Annotated in this window: 16 protein-coding genes; 8 read left to right on the forward strand and 8 right to left on the reverse strand. The window is 64.4% G+C overall.

The annotated features are described in order from the left end of the window. Position 1 precedes the first annotated feature (1 nt). From BLQ58_RS18395 to BLQ58_RS18410, 4 genes are read right to left on the reverse strand one after another with little or no spacing between them, the layout of a single operon-like run. Complete coding sequence (locus BLQ58_RS18395) at positions 2–1,555, reverse strand: TolC family protein (protein WP_029051766.1); 1,554 nt, start codon at positions 1,553–1,555, stop codon at positions 2–4. Beyond that, positions 1,542–3,539, reverse strand: coding sequence for an FUSC family protein (locus BLQ58_RS18400; RefSeq protein ID WP_092600916.1), 1,998 nt, complete (start codon positions 3,537–3,539; stop codon positions 1,542–1,544). The genes BLQ58_RS18395 and BLQ58_RS18400 overlap by 14 nt, the downstream gene beginning before the upstream one ends. After that, positions 3,520–4,569 carry a multidrug transporter subunit MdtN gene (mdtN, locus tag BLQ58_RS18405; RefSeq protein ID WP_029051767.1) on the reverse strand — a complete coding sequence of 350 codons (1,050 nt, stop codon included), beginning with the start codon at positions 4,567–4,569 and terminating at the stop codon, positions 3,520–3,522. The genes BLQ58_RS18400 and mdtN overlap by 20 nt, the downstream gene beginning before the upstream one ends. Next, positions 4,566–4,838 (reverse strand): hypothetical protein, encoded by a 273-nt coding sequence (locus BLQ58_RS18410; protein WP_092601165.1) that lies wholly within the window; start codon positions 4,836–4,838, stop codon positions 4,566–4,568. The genes mdtN and BLQ58_RS18410 overlap by 4 nt, the downstream gene beginning before the upstream one ends. Positions 4,839–4,964: 126 nt before the next feature. On the opposite strand from BLQ58_RS18410, the gene BLQ58_RS18415 reads away from it, so the two are divergent. Continuing rightward, on the forward strand, positions 4,965–5,840 hold the full coding sequence (locus tag BLQ58_RS18415; RefSeq protein WP_029051297.1) for a flagellar brake protein: 876 nt from the start codon (positions 4,965–4,967) through the stop codon (positions 5,838–5,840). Positions 5,841–5,879: 39 nt separating this feature from the next. Here the strand turns inward: BLQ58_RS18415 and BLQ58_RS18420 are convergent, their stop codons facing one another. Beyond that, positions 5,880–6,788: a LysR family transcriptional regulator gene (locus BLQ58_RS18420; protein WP_029051296.1), complete on the reverse strand. Its 909-nt coding sequence runs from the start codon at positions 6,786–6,788 to the stop codon at positions 5,880–5,882. Positions 6,789–6,882: 94 nt separating this feature from the next. Continuing rightward, positions 6,883–7,632 carry a YoaK family protein gene (locus tag BLQ58_RS18425; RefSeq protein WP_092600918.1) on the reverse strand — a complete coding sequence of 250 codons (750 nt, stop codon included), beginning with the start codon at positions 7,630–7,632 and terminating at the stop codon, positions 6,883–6,885. Between the two features lie 140 nt (positions 7,633–7,772). Here BLQ58_RS18425 and BLQ58_RS18430 point away from each other — a divergent pair, with 140 nt between their 5' ends. The 5 genes from BLQ58_RS18430 to BLQ58_RS18450 all read left to right on the forward strand — a co-directional run bounded on the left by BLQ58_RS18430 (position 7,773) and on the right by BLQ58_RS18450 (position 15,002). Continuing rightward, positions 7,773–8,075, forward strand: a complete 303-nt coding sequence (locus tag BLQ58_RS18430) for a DUF1330 domain-containing protein (protein ID WP_029051295.1) — start codon at positions 7,773–7,775, stop codon at positions 8,073–8,075. Between the two features lie 302 nt (positions 8,076–8,377). Continuing rightward, on the forward strand, positions 8,378–10,090 hold the full coding sequence (locus BLQ58_RS18435) for an ABC transporter ATP-binding protein/permease (RefSeq protein WP_049815915.1): 1,713 nt from the start codon (positions 8,378–8,380) through the stop codon (positions 10,088–10,090). Positions 10,091–10,331: 241 nt separating this feature from the next. Then, complete coding sequence (locus BLQ58_RS18440) at positions 10,332–11,423, forward strand: glycosyltransferase family 4 protein (RefSeq protein ID WP_049815914.1); 1,092 nt, start codon at positions 10,332–10,334, stop codon at positions 11,421–11,423. Positions 11,424–11,439: 16 nt separating this feature from the next. After that, a complete protein-coding gene (locus BLQ58_RS18445) occupies positions 11,440–13,644 on the forward strand; it encodes an amylo-alpha-1,6-glucosidase (protein WP_029051293.1) in 2,205 nt (734 codons plus the stop codon). Positions 13,645–13,859: 215 nt separating this feature from the next. Then, positions 13,860–15,002, forward strand: coding sequence for an acyltransferase family protein (locus BLQ58_RS18450; RefSeq protein ID WP_092600920.1), 1,143 nt, complete (start codon positions 13,860–13,862; stop codon positions 15,000–15,002). 97 nt (positions 15,003–15,099) lie between these two features. Here BLQ58_RS18450 and BLQ58_RS18455 read toward each other — a convergent pair whose 3' ends face one another. After that, on the reverse strand, positions 15,100–15,624 hold the full coding sequence (locus BLQ58_RS18455) for a metal-dependent hydrolase (RefSeq protein ID WP_029051292.1): 525 nt from the start codon (positions 15,622–15,624) through the stop codon (positions 15,100–15,102). Between the two features lie 205 nt (positions 15,625–15,829). On the opposite strand from BLQ58_RS18455, the gene BLQ58_RS18460 reads away from it, so the two are divergent. Next, positions 15,830–16,096 carry a hypothetical protein gene (locus BLQ58_RS18460; protein ID WP_029051291.1) on the forward strand — a complete coding sequence of 89 codons (267 nt, stop codon included), beginning with the start codon at positions 15,830–15,832 and terminating at the stop codon, positions 16,094–16,096. Between the two features lie 299 nt (positions 16,097–16,395). Next, positions 16,396–17,289 (forward strand): DMT family transporter, encoded by an 894-nt coding sequence (locus BLQ58_RS18465; protein ID WP_029051290.1) that lies wholly within the window; start codon positions 16,396–16,398, stop codon positions 17,287–17,289. Positions 17,290–17,359: 70 nt separating this feature from the next. Here the strand turns inward: BLQ58_RS18465 and BLQ58_RS18470 are convergent, their stop codons facing one another. After that, positions 17,360–18,697 (reverse strand): epoxide hydrolase family protein, encoded by a 1,338-nt coding sequence (locus BLQ58_RS18470; protein ID WP_049815912.1) that lies wholly within the window; start codon positions 18,695–18,697, stop codon positions 17,360–17,362. Positions 18,698–19,072 lie beyond the last annotated feature (375 nt).

Genomic DNA, 19,072 nt, shown 5'->3' on the forward strand with positions numbered 1-19,072 from the left:
GCTACGGCGTCTTGCCGATGTCGCCCGCCGCCAGCGCCAATGTGGCCGCGGCGGCCAATGCCGCGCTGTAGGCATCGGCCGACGCATTGCGCGCCAGTAGCAGCTGGTTCTGCGCCAGGTTAGCTTCGGTCACGGTGCCCACGCCCTTGCGATAGGCGGTAAACGCCGCGTCGTAGGTAATCTGCGCGGCATCGGCCAGGGCCCTTGCGGCGTCGTAGGCGGCCAGGCTCGATTCCAGCGCGCTCTGGCTGACTACCACCTGGCGCACCGATTCCTCCTTGGCCCGTGTCAGCCTGGCCTGCGCGCTGTCCACGTCGTTGCGAGCCTGCGCCAGCACCGCTGAGCGCATGCCGCCGTCGTAGATCGGCAGCGTCACGCCCAGAAACACGCTGTTGCCATACCGGTTTCCGTTGAGGTTGACCGTCGGCGGCTGCTGGCCGACCGGCGGAATCGCGGTAATCGCCGATCCGCCCGACGCATACGAGGCAAACGCCGACATGAAGACCTTGGGCAGGAAGGCCGCTTCGGCCGCCTTCACACGGGCCTGGTTGGCGCGTTCCAGTGCGTAGGCGCCCAGCACGTCTGGCCGCTGGGCAATCGCCCGCTCCACGATCTGCTCGACCGAACTGCGCAAGGCCGGCGACAACGGCCGTACCGGCATCTCTGCAATCAAGGGCTTCGACAGCGGCGAGATGCCGATGGCCGTGACCAGTCCCAGATAGGCATCGGTCTCCGCACCTTGCGCCTGCACCCTTGCCAGATTGGTCTGGGCCCGGTTCTGCGTGGCCTGCGCCACCTCCACCACCGTCCCCACGCCACGCGCATAGCGCGCCTTGGCGGCCGTCATCACCGCATCGGCATTGGCCATGGCCTGATCGACCGTGGCGCGGCGCGAGCGCGCGGCCTGGTAGCGGTAGTAGGCCACGCTAACATCGTGAATGATGCGCTGGTGCAGGGCCGTAAAGGCGATGTTCGCGGCCACCGTGGCCTGTTCGGCCGCTTCCACCAGGCCGGCGCGCTCGCCGAAGTCGAACAGCAGCCATTGCAGCGATACCACCGAGATCGCGCCGTGGTGCGACGTATCCGCACCGGCCGTGCCCAACGCCGTGTTGCTGGATAGCCGGCCGTTCGTCCAGCCGCCCATCGCCGCCACCGAAATCTGCGGCAGATAGGTGCTGCGGGCGATGCCGGTGGCCAGCGCCGCGTTGCGCGCATCGTTCCAGGCCACACGTGTCAGCGGGTTCGACGATTCCGCCAGGTCGATCAGTTCGGCAAGGGTGTACGGGTGCGTAGCGTCGAGCTGGGCGGCTGGCGCGATGGTCGCCAGCGCCGAATTGGCAGGCAGCGTGTAGTCGGATGGACGATCTTGCGGTGCGGCCCGGCTGGCCGCACCGGCCACGATCTCGCCATTGGCCGTGGTTTGCGGCTGCCAGGGACGGTCAGCCTGCGGCGGGGCCAGATCCAGCGCCGACGTGGCGCAGCCAGACAGCGCCAGCGCGGTCGCGACCAGCGCGAGGCCCGTCGGCGGGCGAGCCAGCGGATCAGGTATGTGCATGTGAAGCAGGGGGATGGGCAGGCCCGGACGACGCGCCGGCCAGCTGTTTGTCGACGATGGCCAGCAGGGCATCGCGTGTACGGGCATCGGCATTGGTCTCCAGCGGTGCGGGCGAGGCCGGCGCCAGCGGCTCCGCCGTCTTCACGGCATGGAGCCGCGCAGCCACGTCGGGATCGCCCGGAAAGCGCTCCGCCAGCAGGAACAGCGGGCCCGCCACGGCATCGAGCACGCCCAGTCGCCGCCGGTGACGATCGATCCACGCCGGTCCGGGGCCGACCGAGGCGGGCTCGTAACGGGCCAGCGCCAGATCTTGCGCGATGGCGCCCTGCAAACCTAGTGCGGTGGCGGCGTGCTGACGCCGCTGGTCCGGCTGGCGGGCCGCCGCCAGTTCCTGCCACTGGCTCACCAGGGTAGCCAGCGCAGTCTCGATACGGGCAGCAATGCTCACGGGCCAGATGCGGGTGAACACCAGATACACGACGAGATTGCCGATCAGGATGCCGATCACGCGATCGCGGGCAATCGTCAGGTCGAACCCCGGCGCCGCCCCCTGAATCACGCAGAGATAGAACGCGAACGCAATCTGAAAACCGGCGTAGGCAATGCGCGGCGAGCCCATGGCCACCCACGCCGACAGCCAGGTGCCGGCGAACACCAGCGCCAGCAGGCCGCCTACCGAATCGAGCGCCGGCACGACAAAGACGATGGCCGCCGTGCCCAGCACCGCGCCGACCAGGCACCCGGCCAGCCGCAACACGAGCTTTTCGACCGATTCGGCTGCCGTGCCCAGCGACACCAGATAGACGGTGATAAAGCAGGTATGGATGCCCGGCCAGTCAAGCTGCTGGTAGAGCAGATAGCAGAACATGGCCGCGCCGGTGGTCTTCAGGGCGTAGTGGATGTGCGAGCGGTTGGTAAAGGCATCGGCGTCCAGAAATCCGCCACGCTGCTTGCCGGCCGCGGCAGGTTCGGCATCGGCATGTTTGGCTAGAGCGACCGCTGCGGCGGCTTCGGGCTCGGCATAGTGCGCGATGGCCAGGCGCAGTTCGGCCATGACCGACTGCTGAAGCGGCGACAGGTCGGCGGCCGTATCAGGCAGCGTCACCGCAATCTCCACCGGATAGCCGCCCGCATCGAGCATCCGGGCCATCGCATCGAGGATATCGGCCAGCGCATCGGCAAGCGGAGCCGGAAGGCGCGCACCGGGCTGCCGGCACGCCACATCCGCAGCCATCAGGATTGCCATGGTCGACGTCATCGCCTGGCGCAATGCCGCGACATCGGCGGCATTCGCGCTGCCTTCGAGCTTCGCCAGTTTCAGCCAGCCGGCCACGGGCTGCACGCCGTCGCGCAAGGTCTCGGCGATGGCGGGGGCGCCCGCTTCGGGGTGCCGCAGACCGTGCGCGGCCACCCGTACGCAGTGCGCCAGGCGTGCGCCGGCCAGGCGACGCGGAGATGGGCCCATCAGCAGGTTGACCACGACATTCGCTCCGATCGGGATCGCCACCATCAGCCAGGCGTAAAGCAGCGCCCGGGTAGCCACCTCGCCGCCGGGCACCAGGCCCAGTTCGTCGAGTCCGAAGCCGATGATCATGGCCACGATGGCGCCCACCGGCCGCAGCTTGCTGGCCGAGGTCAGGAACAGCAGCGCGGCGGACGCGACGGCCATGCAGGTTACGCGCAGCAGCGCGCTGTCGAGCGTGAACCCTGCCAGCACGATCACCAGCCCCACGATCAGGCTGACCAGCACCAGCATGCCCACGCTCATCACGATGCTGCTGGTACGGTCGGCACGGTTGATGAAGAAGATCACGTAGGCCGAAATGGCCGCTTCGGGTGTGCCATAGATGGCCGCGATCAGGCAGGTCAGTGTGCTGGCCGCCGCAACGCGCGTGGTGGCGGCGGCACGCCCTGGGAACGGGGCCAGCAGGGCGCCGATATCGGCAAGCCCCAGGCGCGATGCCTCAGCGGCAGGCCGCGCCATGCCGCACCTCCACCGTTGCGCTGGCCCCCACCCGGGCCAGCGTTTCCGGCGGTTCCTCGAGCTTGATCCGCACCGGGAAGCGGTGCGCCACGCGCACCCAGTTCACCGATGGCTGGACATAGGGCAGGGCGCGCGGCAGGTTGAGCCTGTCTGTATCGGTAATGCCCACGCCGATGCCCTGCACCGTGCCGCGCAGCGCGTGGCGCCGGTCGATCATCGAATAGACGGTGGCGCAGTCGCCGACGTGGATGCCGGCCAGCTCGGTCTCGCGGAAATTGGCCACCGCGAACCATTCGCCGGTATCGACCAGCAGGAACAGCGACTGGTTCGGGATCACGACCTCGCCCGGCAGCGACCGCAGGCTGCTGACGCGGCCCGCGTGGGGCGCGCGCACCACGGTATCGTCCAGCGCGCGCTGGGCGATGGCTACGGCGGCCTCGCGTGCCTGCACGGTCGCCAGGGCATCGTCCTCGCTGCCCACGGCCTGCGCCGTCGTGGCGCGCTGCAACTGCGCCTGCTTCAGGGTTACGGCCGCATCGCGCCAGGCCACCTCCGCCTGGTCAAGCTGCTGCTTCGGGACATAGCCCGCGGCGGCCAGCGGGCGAAGGCGTTCCACGGTTCGCGCCGTCAGCGCGTAGTTCTGCTCGGCGCGCGCAATCTGTTCCGATGCCACCGACGCCGTGCCGCGCTCGGTGCCGATGGCACGGCGGCGCGTCCCCAGCATGGCCTTTGCGAGCGCCAGGTCTGCCTGCGCCTGCGCCAGGGCCAGGCGATATGGCACGGGATCGATCTCGAACAGGACCTGGTTTTTGGCGACGTGCTGGTTTTCGGTCACCAGAATACGGGCGATGCGCCCGCCCACCGGGGAGGCCACATGGACGAAATCGGCATCGAGCGCCGCATCGTCAGTGGAGGGGTAGCGAACCGCGCGCTGCCACGCGAAAATGGAAAGCAGCACCGCCAGCACGATAATTGCAAGGGCAATCCATTTGCCGCGCAGCGGCGCCCGGCTGATACCTGCCATTTTCATGGAAAATGCCCCGTGCCGATTAACCAGATGATTTCGGCAATCATGAGTCCGATTGCCGTATTGACCAGCAGTTGCCAGCGGACGGTTTCCGCCCAGCCGGTTGTCACGAATATTCGCCAGGCCACCAGGGCGCCCGCGATGCCGACCAGCGCGCTCAATAGCCAGAGCGGAAAATAAGCACCGAAGAGCGGCACGGCCGGCGCGCCCGCGCAACCATGCAGCGGGACGGCCAATACAGCGAGCAGAAGCAGGCGTCGCAAACGTACCATGGGCAGGATGGCATGGACGGGCCGGAAAATGGTCACGCCAATATAGCAGCGCCGAATCGGGATTGTCCAAGGGGCAAAGAAAATTTAAAGTGGCGGCTGAAAAATGCCAAATCGGAAAGGCAACCCATGCGCAGGGAAGTACAGGCTGACGATATCGAGCTGGGGAATCCGCTCAAATCGGCCCTGGTCGACGAACTTGGTTTTCCCGTGGCCGACGAGGGGACCGTTTTCAACACGGCCGAGGAACGCACGCTTGCGTTACAGGGCGGCCGCTGCTTCTGGGCTGACGACCTGGCGCCGTTGCGGGCCGACGTTCCCAATGCCGCCTGGCACGACCGCTATGGCCTGCTGGTCGGCACGCTGCTGCACGTCAAGCGGCCCGGCGACGCCAACCGCGCGGCGGTCAGCCGGCTGATCGGCTTCAACGACGGCGCTGCCTTCATTGGCTGGCCGAGCCTGGCGGGTATCCCCGCCGAGATCGACGACGGAGAAACCGTGCTGTTTCGCGGGTTCTCCGGCACCAACATCCACAGCTTTTCGGCCCGGGTCCAGGCTACGTCGCGCACGCCGTTCCCCTATTGGATGCTCGACGACATCCGGCATCTGGAAGCCCGTGAACTGCGCGGCAGCATCCGCGTGCCAGCGCGCCTGGTGGCGTCGCTGTCCCTGATGGACGGCCAAGGCAAGCCGCAGACCGTGCTGATTACCGATCTGAGCACCGGGGGTGCGTCGATTTCCACGGCATCGAGCCAGTTCGGCACGCCCGGCCAACAGGTGCTGCTGGAATTCACGCTACGCGCGGCGGGCCTGAAAAAGAAGCTGTCGATCGAGGGCTGGACGCGCGAAGACCCCGACGCCGATGCCGCCGAGCCATTCCACCATGTGGGCATGGCCTTCGATGCGTACGGCGAGCGCGAATCGCTGCTGCTATACGCGTTTATCCACGAACAGTTGCTTGAGAGCGCAACCATGCGGCCGGGCGGCAAAGGCGGCGAGGGGTAGGCGATGGGTCGGCGCCGGTTTGCCGCGCGGCTTGAGCCGTCAGGTCTGCTCGTCGAACGGCTTGCTGCCCAGCACACCAACCACATGATCGACAAAGCAGGTAATGCGCGAGGCGAGGGCGGTGTTGCGGTAGTAGACCGCGTTGATGGATTGCCGCACGTCGAGCGTCTGCCGGGCGAACAGCGGCACCAGGCGCCCGGCCTGACGGTCGGCACGCGTCATGAAATCGGACAGACAGACGATGCCCTGGCCCGCCAGCGCAAGGCTGCGCAGCGTCTCGCCGCTCGATGAGGCAATGGTCGGCTTGATATGGACGGTGTCGCCGTCGTTGTCGCGCAGCGGCCAGTCGTTGAGCGAATCGGGCTGCGTAAAGCCCAGCAGCGCGTGGCCGGCCAGTTGCTCCACCTTGGTCGGCGTGCCGTGGCGCTGCAGATAATCCGGGCTGGCCAGCACCCGGATGCGGCTTGTGCCGATGGGACGCGCATGCAGCGTGGAGTCTTTCAGCGCGCCGATCCGGAAGGCCACATCGGTCCGTTTTTCGATCAGGTCGATGATCCCCTCATTGGAATTCAGCTCCAGTTCCACCTCGGGATAGCGCAAGCGGAAGCCTTCCACCAGCGGCACGATCACATGCAGCATGAAAGGCGTGGCCGCGTCCACGCGCAGCCGGCCGAACGGACGCATGCGGCGGGCCGCCATCTGTTCTTCGGCCTCGTCCATCATCGACAGGATGGCGCGCGCATGCTGCAGGAAGGCGGCCCCCTCCTCGGTCAGTTCGAGCCGGCGCGTCGTGCGACGCAGCAGGGTGGTCTGGAGCTTCTCTTCGAGACGGCTCAGCGTGCGGCTGGTGGCCGATACGGTCAGCCCGAGATGTTCGGCAGCGGCCGTGATCGAGCCGGTATCCACGACGGCCGCGAAGGCCAGAAGTTCGTCGATGGTCGTTTTCATTCTTGATTCCGCATCAAATGAAACCGACTTATACACGGCATTTTTCGCAAAGGTAAGGCTATCCGGCGTCGCATTGCGCCCGGGTTGGGGCGCATCACCGGGCCGGCACGGTCGTATGCGATCGTCCGCGCCGGACGCAAGTCACGAAAAGCACGACGATGGGCAACGCCACCGCGGCATAACCGAACCGCGTGTAGGCCAGCGCGCCCAGGATCGCACCCACGGCGAAGGACAGTACGCTGGGCACCATCTTTCCAAGCCTGGCGCGAATCGGGCCGCGTGCCTCCGGCGGGGCAGAGGGCAGGTCCACCAGATCGATAATCACCTGCGTGCTGTTGCCCGTCATGATCGTGGTCGGGCCGAGATCCGCCAGCGACGTGCGCGACAGTGCGTTCTGGATCGCCATGGCCGCCACGGCCAGGAAGCCGGCAAGCATCGCCGGGCTCGAATCCGGTCCGGCACCCAGCGCCTGCATCCGCAGGCCCACCCCGGCAAACGCGGCCAGTAGCAGGGTCTCTGCGGCAATCAGCGGCACCACCGCGTCGCGACCGCGTTGGATGAGACGCTTCTCGGTCAACCGGGCAAGGGCGACCGCGCCAACGAAGACCGGCAGCGCCAGCACCTTCAGGAACAATCCCTCGGTGCTGCCCACCGATTCCACGCCGATCATGATGAGGTTGCCGGTTACGTGGGCCGTGAACAGGCCCGCCAGCGCAATAAATCCGATCACGTCCGTATAGCCGGCCACGAAGGCGAACGCCCCAATATCCCACTTGCCCGCGCTTGCTGCCTTGCCTGCGTTGCCTGCGTTGGCTGCGTTGCCGACGCTACCGTTTGTGGTCATGCCAACTCCTTGTTCAAACCGTCCGGACGGCCCAATAAGGTCTTGCGCGTCCCATGTGCCGAACTATAGTGATTTGCCGGGCCGCACCACGGCGCCGGTGCAGTCAGAGTCATTCAAATTTCCTGAAGCAGGGAGACGATATGAAAAAGGGCTACTGGGTTGCAGCGGTAGACATCGCCGACGCCGCTGGCTATCAGGGCTACATCACCGGCAACAAAGCGGTCTTCGACAAATACGGCGCCCGGTTTCTGGTCAGAAATGGCGAAAAAACGGTGGTCGAGGGCGCGCCGCGATCCCGCATCGTCGTGATCGAATTCGACAGCTATGCCCGCGCCCTGGAATGCTACCGATCACCGGAATACCAGGCACTGATCGCGCTGCGCGCGCCGTACTCCCAGGCCGATATCGTGGTGATCGAGGGGTATGAGGATGTGGGCGGGTGATTGGGAAGATGTCGTTGCCGTGTTGCCGGACCCGGAAGACCGTAGATGGTCATCTACTATTTAACATAATCTATATTCTTACCAAAACACATACTGGCGGCAGCAAGATCAACCTCGGTGATGCCAAATGCCATACGTCGTCCGGATTCAGCCACCCATGCGGCCTTTCCCCAGAGCCAGCACCATCGACCGCCGAAGACGTTGCAAGCGTCATCTCGGATGGCACGCGAAATGCGTGCCCCGGGTTGCTAAAGGCCTATGTGCAGGCGTGCAAGCTCTCCCCATAGGCGTTGTGGGACGAAATGGCTATGTCTACGCGCGATGGCAATCTGTGGAAGCGGTTTTTGAACGTCGCCAAGCCATACTGGCTGTCACGGGAAAAGTGGAAGGCCTGGGCGCTGCTGGCGATACTGGCATGCCTGTTGTTTGGCCAGACGTGGACCAATGTGCTCTTCAACAGGCAAACCGGTGAGTTTGCCTCGGCGCTCGCTGCCAGAGACGCCGACCGGTTCTGGTACGCCATCAAGGTATTCGTCTACGTCCTGATAGCGGCTGTCCCTGTCTACGCCTTTTACTACTACATCCGGCACAAGCTGTTCATTCAGTGGCGAGCGTGGATGACGCACCGTTATCTGGACAAGTACTTCGGCGGCTGCGCCTTCTATACGCTCAATGCGAATACGGCCATCGACAACCCGGACCAGCGTATTTCGGAAGACATCAGCACCTTCACGCAGCAGTCGCTGTACTTTCTGCTGTTGATGCTGGGATCAGTGCTGCAGCTGATCGGGTTTAGCAGCGTACTGTGGTCGATATCCCGCGAATTGGTCGCTTTCCTCGTGCTCTATGCCATCTGTGGCACGGTGATCTCGGTGCTGTGCTTTGGCAAGGTTCTGATCGGGCTGAACTTCTACCAGCTCAAGTGCGAAGCCGACTTCCGCTTCAGCCTTATCCGGGTGCGCGAGCATGCCGAATCGATTACTTTTCATCGCGGCGAGCAGCATGAGTCCGATCACGTACGCAGCCGGTTTCAGCATGTCTTCGCCAACTTCAACAAGTTGATCCGCTGGGAGCTGAATCTCTACTTTTTCCAGTATGCCTATGCGTTCCTGACCCTGATGTTGCCCAGCGTAATCGTCGCCCATCGCGTACTGGACGGCGAGCTCGAAGTTGGCAGCGCAATCCAGGCCGCAGGTGCCTTCGCGGCCGTGTTGGCGGCCCTGACGGTCATTGTCGACAACTTCGAAAGCCTGAGCCGCTTCCTGGCAGGCGTGGACCGCCTCACTGCCTTCGCTTCTTCGCTGGCATCCACGCGCATCGTTCGCCGCAAACCTGGCAGCCACATCGAGCATCGGCGGGGCAACACGCTGTCTCTGGAGCACCTGACACTGCATACGCCCGACTATCAGCGCACCCTGCTCAATGACCTTACCGTCACGGTAGCGCAAGGCAGGAACCTGCTGATCGTGGGGCCCAGTGGCGGAGGCAAAAGCTCGATATTGCGGGCCATTAGCGGCCTCTGGAATTGCGGAAGCGGCCGGATCGTGCGCCCCGATGCCGAGCACATGATGATCGTGCCCCAGCGCCCCTACATGGCGGTCGGCAACCTTCGCTGTCAGTTGCTCTATCCCGCTTGCGCGGGGCGGCGCATCCCAGATGGCGAGCTGCTGAAGCTGCTGGACATGGTCAACCTGCCCGACATGGTGGAACGGTTCGGCGGGCTCGATGCGGAACTGGACTGGGGCAAGGTCCTGTCGCTCGGCGAGCAGCAACGCCTGGCATTCGCCCGGCTGCTGTTGGCGCGTCCGCGCTACGCCCTGCTTGACGAAGCGACCAGCGCGCTGGACATCGGCAATGAGACCCGCCTCTACAGCCAGCTGGTCACCGGCCCGACCACAATCGTCAGCGTCAGTCACCGCCCCACCCTGCTGCCATATCACTACGAGGTGCTGGAGTTGTGCGGCAATGGCGACTGGCAGCTATACCCCACGCACGACTACCGGTTCGCACGGTAGCCACGCGGAGCGTCTTATCAGACTGCCGCGCCCAAGCCTGCTGCCGGAACGTTCTTCGCGACGCAGGTGCCCCGTCGTACAGCTGGTCTCCTTGCAGCTTTACAAAACAGGAAGTTCTGTCTTGGTCGGGATTGCTTTTTGGAGGGCGTGTGGCCTTCAGGTGTTGCGGTCAGGGCCGGCATGCCGTTTGCTGACCTTTCCCCAATGCGTTGGACTGCTGGCATGGGGAGAGGCATCGAAAATGAGAATTGCACAAATCGCCCCACTGCACGAATGTTGCCCCCCGAAGCAGTACGGCGGCACCGAGCGCGTCGTCTCCTACCTGACGGACGAGCTGGTCCACTTAGGCCACGACGTCACCCTGTTCGCATGCGGCGATTCGTCGACACCCGCGCGGCTGATCAACTGCGCGGACCAGTCGCTTCGATCCAACCCCACCGTCAAGGATCCGTTGCCCTATCACATCATGATGCTGGATGAGGTATGCCGGCGCGCAGATGAATTCGACGTGCTGCACTTCCACACCGAGATGTTGCATTTCCCGCTCGTTCGGCGCCTATCCCAGCGCACCGTCACCACGCTTCACGGCCGGCTGGATCTGCCTGACCTCAAGCCATTCTACGAGAAGTTCTCCGATGTGCCGCTGGTGTCCATCTCGCTGGCCCAACGGCTGCCCATGCCGCCGGTCGCCTGGGCCGGAAATGTCTATCATGGGTTACCGGAGGGCTTGCTGGCTTTTCATTCCGTAGCACGGGGCGGTTACCTTGCTTTCCTGGGCCGGATTTCACCGGAGAAACGCCCGGACCGCGCCATCGAGATTGCCGTACGCTCAGGGATTGCGCTCAAGATTGCGGCAAAGGTTGACGCGGTTGACCGCGCTTATTGGGACACCACGATCGCACCGTTGATACGGCGCCACCGGAATGTCGAATACCTGGGAGAGATCGGGGAACGCGAGAAGGGCCGGTTCCTGGGTGACGCCCGCGCATTGCTGTTCCCCATCGATTGGCCCGAGCCTTTCGGCCTGGCCATGATCGAGTCCATGGCGTGCGGCACGCCCGTCATCGCATTCCGTTGCGGTTCGGTACCGGAAGTCGTGGAGGACGGCGTGACAGGCTTTATTGTCGATTCCATGGACGCCGCGGTGGACGCCGTGCGCCACATCGGCGGGATCGATCGCGCTGGTGTCCGCCGCAGGTTCGTCCGGCGATTCAGCGCGACCCGCATGGCGCAAGATTATGTTGCGCTCTATAACGGCACCAAATGCGCCCCGGAACCTGCCAGGCAGGTGGCGTTCCCGGCCCCACCCGCAATCACCGGCCTCGCGGCCTGATCTTGGAGGGCGAACGATGCTAGATACTCCGGAAGACGGCGGAAATCAGACCCCCGATGCCGCCCCGGCCACGCCCATCATCGTCGCGGCCTCACGCTCGCTGCGGGAAGGCCACACGCGCACGCTCAAGCACGGTGACGTCTTCGCGGTATTCGACCAGCGCGGCGATGCCGTATCCGGGGGAGGCGGGTCAGATGGCCTGTACTACCGGGATACCCGTCACCTGTCGCACTTCCACCTCACCTTTGGCGGCTGGTGTCCGATACTGCTCAGTTCCGTGCTGCGCGACGACAATGCCGCACTCACGTTCGACCTCACGAATCCCGATCTCTTCGATGCCGACGGACGGCTGACGATGGCACACGATCTGATTCACCTGCGTCGATCGAGATTCCTCTGGGACGGCACATGTTATGAACGCCTGGCCCTGAGAAACTATGACGAGCGACCGCGACGGATCGCGATCGAGCTGGCCTTCGCCGCCGACTTTGCCGATCTGTTCGAGGTGCGAGGCGCCCGCCGCGCCAGGCGAGGCCAGCTGCAAGCGACGTCAATGTGCGCAAATGGGGCGACGCTCGCCTACACCGGCCTGGACGGATACGAACGCGCCACGCACCTTCGCTTCGACCCGCCTCCCACGCGCCTGAGCGAGAACGAGGCCGTGTTCGAACTGGAGTTGCCGCCGCTGAAGACCCATTTGTTGTATATCGAAATCTGCTGCGCCAGCACCCGGCAGGACGGCCCCTCGCCACGTCGGGCGTTTCCCACGGCATTGCGCGCCGCGCGTCGGTCCCTGCAGACGCTGTCCAGCCGCGCGGCACGTGTAATCACATCGAATGACATCTTCAACGAGGCGACGGGCCGCAGCATTTCGGACCTCTATATGCTGAGCACCGGCACGCCATACGGCCCGTATCCGTATGCCGGCATTCCATGGTTCAGCACCTTCTTCGGCCGCGACGCTCTGATCACGGCACTCGAAACCCTTTGGCTGGATCCTGACATATCGCGGGGTGTGCTGTGCTATCTGGCCGCGAATCAGGCCACAACCGTGGACCCGGCGGCCGATGCGGAGCCCGGGAAAATCCTGCACGAAAGCCGCCAGGGGGAAATGGCCAATCTCGGAGAAGTGCCGTTCCGACGTTACTACGGCAGTATCGATTCCACGCCGCTGTTCGTCATGCTGGCCGGTGCCTATATGGACCGCACCCACGATCGGGTAACGATTCAGGGGCTGTGGCCGCATATTGAAGCTGCGCTTCAGTGGATCGAGAAATACGGCGACCGGGACGGCGATGGCTTTGTGGAGTACGGCCGCTATTCGTCCGACGGGCTGCTCAATCAAGGGTGGAAGGACAGCCGCGATTCGATCTTTCACAAGGATGGCACGCTCGCACAAGGGCCCATCGCCCTCGTGGAAGTCCAGGCGTACGTCTATGGGGCTTGGATGGCGGCCGCCGGCATCGCGCGCCACCTGGGACATTGCGAACGGGCGACGGCGCTGGAGGCGAAAGCACACGATCTGCGCACGCGATTCGACCAGGCATTCTTCGATCCCGAACTCGGCACCTACGCATTGGCGCTCGACGGTGACAAGCAGCCTTGCCGTGTGCAAACCTCCAACGCAGGCCACGCGCTATACACCGGCATCGCCCTGCCGGAACGCGCCGTGTCCGTTGCGGCCGTCCTGATGGGAAGCGCGTCGTTCTCCGGCTGGGGTGTGCGCACGGTTGCCTCGACAGAGGCGCGCTACAACCCCATGAGCTACCACAATGGATCGGTATGGCCGCACGACAACGCTATCGTGGCCGCCGGGTTCGCGCGCTACGGGATACACGAGGCCGCTTTGGGCATCTTCGACGGATTGTTTGCCGCCGCGACGCATATTGACCTCCGGCGATTGCCAGAACTCTTCTGTGGCTTCGCGCGTCGGCGCAATCGCGGGCCGACCCTATATCCGGTGGCTTGCAGCCCACAAGCCTGGGCTGCCGCCACGCCGCTGTCCCTGTTGCAGTCCTGCCTGGGACTCGATTTTGACCTGGCCGCCAGCGAGATCAAGTTTCGTCATCCGCGTCTCCCTGATTTCATGGACGAAGTCGCGCTGTATGGACTGACACTTGGCAAGGAATCGGCCGACGTTCTGCTCAAGCGTGCCGCGGGAAGCGTAATGGTAAGTGTCCTGGGCCGGCGCGGAAATGTGGTGGTCACCACCACAAACTGAGCAAGGTGTCGGCGGCGATATTCAACGAACTGGCGCCGTTGCATGGCCAAAAAAGCCGCCGCACTAATCGTCGCCTGTTTCGCCCTCGGCAGCCGCCGCGGTGCAAATGGACCCGCACGCTTCATCGCTGAAACATACTTCTGAACGATTTAGCCGGCCCGGCCTTCGGTGCTAATCTTCCCGTCGAGCGCCGATTATTCAGAGGATTCACTGCCGTGAGTGGCGAGATCAGATCGTTGACCGGCTTGCGGGGGATCGCTGCGCTGATGGTGGCGATCCTCCATATTCATCAGCCCGGTGGCGATAACTGGCTGTCGGCGTTGTTTCGCCATGGGTACCTTGCCGTTGACCTGTTCTTTGCGCTCAGCGGCTTTGTCATGGCACTCACCTATGGATCCATGTTCGAGCATGGATTTTCCCGGAAGGCCTATGGCACCTTCCTGGCGAAGCGCCTCGCGCGCATTTATCCGCTTTATTTTCTCGTGACCGGCGTTATCGCGATAATCGGCTTCATGGCCGATGTCCACGCGATGCATGGCAAGAACTTTGTGGCCGTGGTCGTCATGAATCTGGCCATGGTGCAGGCGTGGGGCATGGCGCCCTCCCTGATGCCTGTCGCGTGGTCGATCAGTACCGAGTGGGCGGCCTACCTGCTGTTTCCCTGGCTCGCCGCCAGCCTTCTCCAGGGACGAGTCGGCTATCTATGTGCTGTTATAATCACCTGTATCATCTGTGTCCTGGTACTTTCCTGGAGCAACACGAATTTCTTCGTCGCGAACGCACCGGGAGGCTATGGGCCGCTCGATGTCACGAAGTTCGATTCCGTCGGCCCCGTGGCGCGGTGCATTGCCAGCTTCTCGCTGGGCATCGTCGCCTATCGATTAGCCAGCGTTCCGGCAATTGGAAAATGGCTCGGAAAACCGCATGCATCGATGCTGCTGAGTATTGCCGTACTGGTCATGGCGTGCATCCCAACTGCGGACCCGTATATAGTGCTGACCTTTCCGACGCTGGTCGCCAGTCTGACGCTCCACCAATCTGGCGTTTCCCTATTCCTGGGCAGCAAGGCCGTCCATTCTCTGGGCGTCTGGTCCTATTCCATCTATCTGGTACACCGCCCCTTCGGCCCGGTTCAAGAGGTCCTTGCCAGGCAGCTTTCGATCATCTTTCCCTGGGGTGCGAGCGCGCTCGCAAGCGGTCTGACCCTGCTTATTGTTCTGGCCGTATCGGCGACGACTTACCGCGTCATTGAAAAGCCGTGCCGGTCCTTTCTGCAATCCATGCTCGGTGTCCGGGCCAGCAGAGGCCCGGGAGAACGGAATCGTTTGGCCGACATCGGAGGTCAGCGGGGTTACTGACCGGCAATACTTTCCGACGTTGCCTTACCACGCAGACTTGACCCCGACTCGCACCGCGTATTGACGCCAGCATTATCGTAGTTCCTCTAAGAAACCGTCAAAAGCGCACCGTCGCCATGCGCAAATGATGGAGCAGCGCCACGCTGTGCTGCCCGTAAAACCACAGATCGTCGGAAACCAGAAAGGCGATCAGCCATGAGGCGGCGACGACAAACACGTCACAGCGCCCGCTTTTCCACCAGTTCAGCGAATGGCGCCCGGCGATCCACGGCACGCCCAGCGGATTCGGCCAGTCGGCCAGCAGGTGCATGACACCGCCGCAGGCAAAGCCGAATGCCGGCGCCGCCAGCCCATGCGTGCCAAGCGCGTGCCAGGACCACCCCAGAAGGCCGATCCATGCGACGCCCCAATGCGTCCAGGACCGGTGGGTAATCCAAAGGCGCCGCGACCTTGACCACCAGGCAACTTCCAGCCAGTCGGGCGCCGTGCTGCCGCACAACGCGGCCACGAAACCGAGCCCGCCCGCCCAATACCACCCCTCCCCGCCATGCTTGGCGATGACGGCAACGGCGATAACGGCCGCCGCCCATCCGGTGGCGTGATGTGCCTTGTTTGAAGCCATGGTGAAGCGATGCGTCGTCGGCGGCAGTGGTCAGGGGGGCGCAATCTTGGCAGATGTCCATGGGAAACGCCAGCGATGCAGGCAAGGCCCGCCCTGATTGTCTTGACCAGCGAGCAACCAGGCCCGGCGATCGTAGGACCTTGGTCCAATGGAACACGCCGCTTGATCGGACTACCGTGAGCAGACCCTACCCTGGAGCCCAAGCATGAAGCCCATCGTGATTCTGACCAGTGCCGTCCTCGCCCTGTCTGCCCTGCCCGCCATGGGTCAATCGGCAAGCGGGCCGAAAGCCCAGCCACCCAGCGACGAGATTGTCCATATGCGGCAGGAAATCGCCGCCGCACGCAAGACATACGACACCAAGGTCGCCGAGGCAAAGAAGGTCTACAACGAGGCAAAGGCCGCGGCGGCCAAGGAACGTGATACGGCGATTGCCGCCGCGCGCGCCACGGCAAATCAGAAGAAGTCCTAGCCCCAGCGCATCCCTGGTGGCGCGCCCGGTCTCCGGCCGGCGCGCCCACATCCCGCGCAGGGCATCGTCCGTGACGCCATGCCGATCCGCGACGATCTGAGCCGAAACCCTGCGTAAGTCCGGCCGGATTCACCAGCGACATCCCCGCCCCCCTTCGAACCAACGTGTCGATGCGCCGATGTGCCGCCAGCCGGTACAATCGCCCGGCGGCTATCGCAGCACTCGCTCCCCACCAACAAGATCCATCGCCTGTCCGGCTGGCAACGCGGCCCGCATCGTGCCGCTGCGCCAGTATTTCCATGAGAACAACCCGCATCGATTCCACCACGCTGTTCCTGCTGACGTTTCCGCCGCTGGCCTGGGCCGGGAATGCCATTGTCGGGCGCCTGGCAGCCGGCAGCGTGCCGCCGATCACGCTGAATCTTGTGCGCTGGCTCATTGCGGGCCTGCTGCTGGCACCCTACGCGTGGCCAGGCGTGATAGCCCATCGCGCGTCTCTATGGCGGCACGCGGGCATGCTGGCCGCCATGGGCGTACTGTCGATCGCCAGCTACAACGCGTTCCAGTACCTGGCGCTGACCACCTCCACGCCGATCAACGTCACCCTGATCGGCGCATCGACGCCGCTCTTCCTGCTGGTGATCGGCGCCTGCTTCTTCCGGGAACGACTGCGGACGTGGCACGTGGCCGGCGCCCTGCTGTGCCTGGTGGGCGTGTCGTTCGTATTGATGCGTGGCGAGCCGGCCCGGCTGGCCCAGATGGAATTCGTCGCGGGCGATCTGTTCATGCTGGCCGCAACGATTGCGTGGAGCATCTATACCTGGCTGCTCCGCAAGCATCGCCCCGACCTTCCGCTGCAGGTATTGCTGTTTGCCCAGATCGTAGCCGGGGTCATCGCCAGCCTTCCGCTGGCCGCGTGGGAAATTGGCACGCTCGGCCAGCCGCTGCAATGGCGCAGCAAGATCGGCTGGATCCTGCTCTATGTGGGCACCGTGCCGTCGTTGCTGGCGTACTTTGCGTGGGATCGCGCCATTGCGCGCGCCGGAGCCCAGTTGCCAGTGTTCTTCATCACGCTGACACCGCTGTTTGCCGCCGTGCTGTCGACCGTGCTGCTGGGTGATTCCCCGCATTGGTATCACGCCGTCGGCCTGGTCTGCATTGGCGCCGGCATCTGGCTGGCCCAGCGCCGCTAGGCCGCACGCACAAAAAAGCCCAGCCGGAAGGCTGGGCCAAAAAGCGGGTCAAGGCCGGCGCAGCATCGCTTTACCGCACCGGTTTGAACGCCGCCCGGAGTTCCTCCGCAAACAGCTGAGGCTGTTCCCACGCCGCGAAATGGCCACCCTTGGCCACCGCGTGGTAGTAGTACAGCGACGGGTATGCCTGCTTGCTCCAGCTTTCAGGCGCCTGGTAGATCTCGTGCGGGAACACGCTGATGGCCACCGGCACCTTGATGTCGCGCGTCTTCTGCGTCTCGGCGCTGAAGTTGTTATTGTTGTTCTCCCAGTAGAAGCGCGACGACGACGCGCCGGTATTGGTCAGCCAGTAGAGCGTGATGTCGTTCAGGATGGCGTCGCGCGACAGCACGCGCTCGGGCACGCCGCCGCTGTCGCTCCATTCGGCGATCTTCTCGTACGTGAACGATGCAAGGCCCACTGGCGAATCCGACAGCGAGTAGCCGATGGTCTGCGGACGCGTGACCATCATCGCGCCATAGGCCGCATTGCGGCCGAAGAAGCTGCTCAGCGACTGGTAGGCCCGGCGCTCCGGATCGGTCAGCTCGGAGGGCGCCGCATCGCCGGCCAGGATCGACTTCATCAGCGGGCCCGGCACCGTGGCAGGCATGTTCAGGTGGATGGCCTTGAGTCCCGGCGGCGCCTGGCGGGCGAGCGCGTCGGAAATGACCGATCCATGGTCGCCGCCCTGCGACACGTAGTGCGTATAGCCCAGCCGCTTCATCAGGGTGTCCCAGGCTCGCGCCGTACGATCCGGGCCCCAGCCCAGTTCCGCCGGCCGCCCTGAGAATCCGTAGCCGGGAATCGACGGAATGATCACGTCGAACGCATCTTCGGCGCGGCCGCCATACGCGGTGGGATCAGTCAGCGGGCCGATCGTCTTGGTGAACTCGAAGACCGAACCCGGCCAGCCGTGGGTCAGGATCAGCGGCAGCGCATGCGGATGGCGCGACTTCACGTGGATGAAATGGATGTCCAGCCCATCGATCTTCGTCACGAACTGCGGCAACGCATTGAGCTGCGCCTCGGCCTTGCGCCAGTCGTACTGGGAGCCCCAGTACTTGACCAGTTCCTGCACACGTGCGGTCTGGATGCCCTGGGAATCGTCGCTGACGGTTTCCTTGTCGGGCCAGCGCGTGGCGGCGATGCGGCGGCGCAGGTCGTCCAACTGGGCCTGCGGCACATGCACGTGGAACGGGCGGATGCTCTCGTCGGCGTTGGCCTGGGCGGCGTTGGCCTTCGCCGTGGGAGCGGCGTCCGCGGCCTTGGCAGGCTGCAGGTAGCCGGCGAAGGCGATGGCCGCCAATGCGGCCGCAGTGGCAACGGTCCGGCGGGCCGTCGGGAAATCTCGGGTCAAGGCATGCGACATGATGGTTCTCCTGGTGGGCGCCGCCTCTTGCCTGACGGCAGGCAAGAGCAGCGGGCGTGAACGAACCATCGAAGTCTAGAAATCGAATGCACGCGTTAGATGTCGGCCCAGGCACGCTTTTGGATCGCCATGTATCGCCTGGCCCCGGCGATACAAGAGGATACACATCGCGCAGCGTGTCCGACGCTCCGTAACGCTGGAACTGCAATCGGCGATCGCCGGCGTGCTCGGCGTTTTCCATAGCGACGTGCAATGGCGAAGAATGCTGCCAATGCCAGTACGTGGGTGGAGCGGCCCCAGGGGGGCGATTCGGCGTGCGAGGACCGGCGGGCTTGCAGCCAGCCGACCCGGATCCACTGTCATGGCGCCGACGCA

Source organism: Ralstonia sp. 25mfcol4.1, assembly GCF_900104095.1.
Classification (GTDB): Bacteria; Pseudomonadota; Gammaproteobacteria; order Burkholderiales; family Burkholderiaceae; genus Cupriavidus.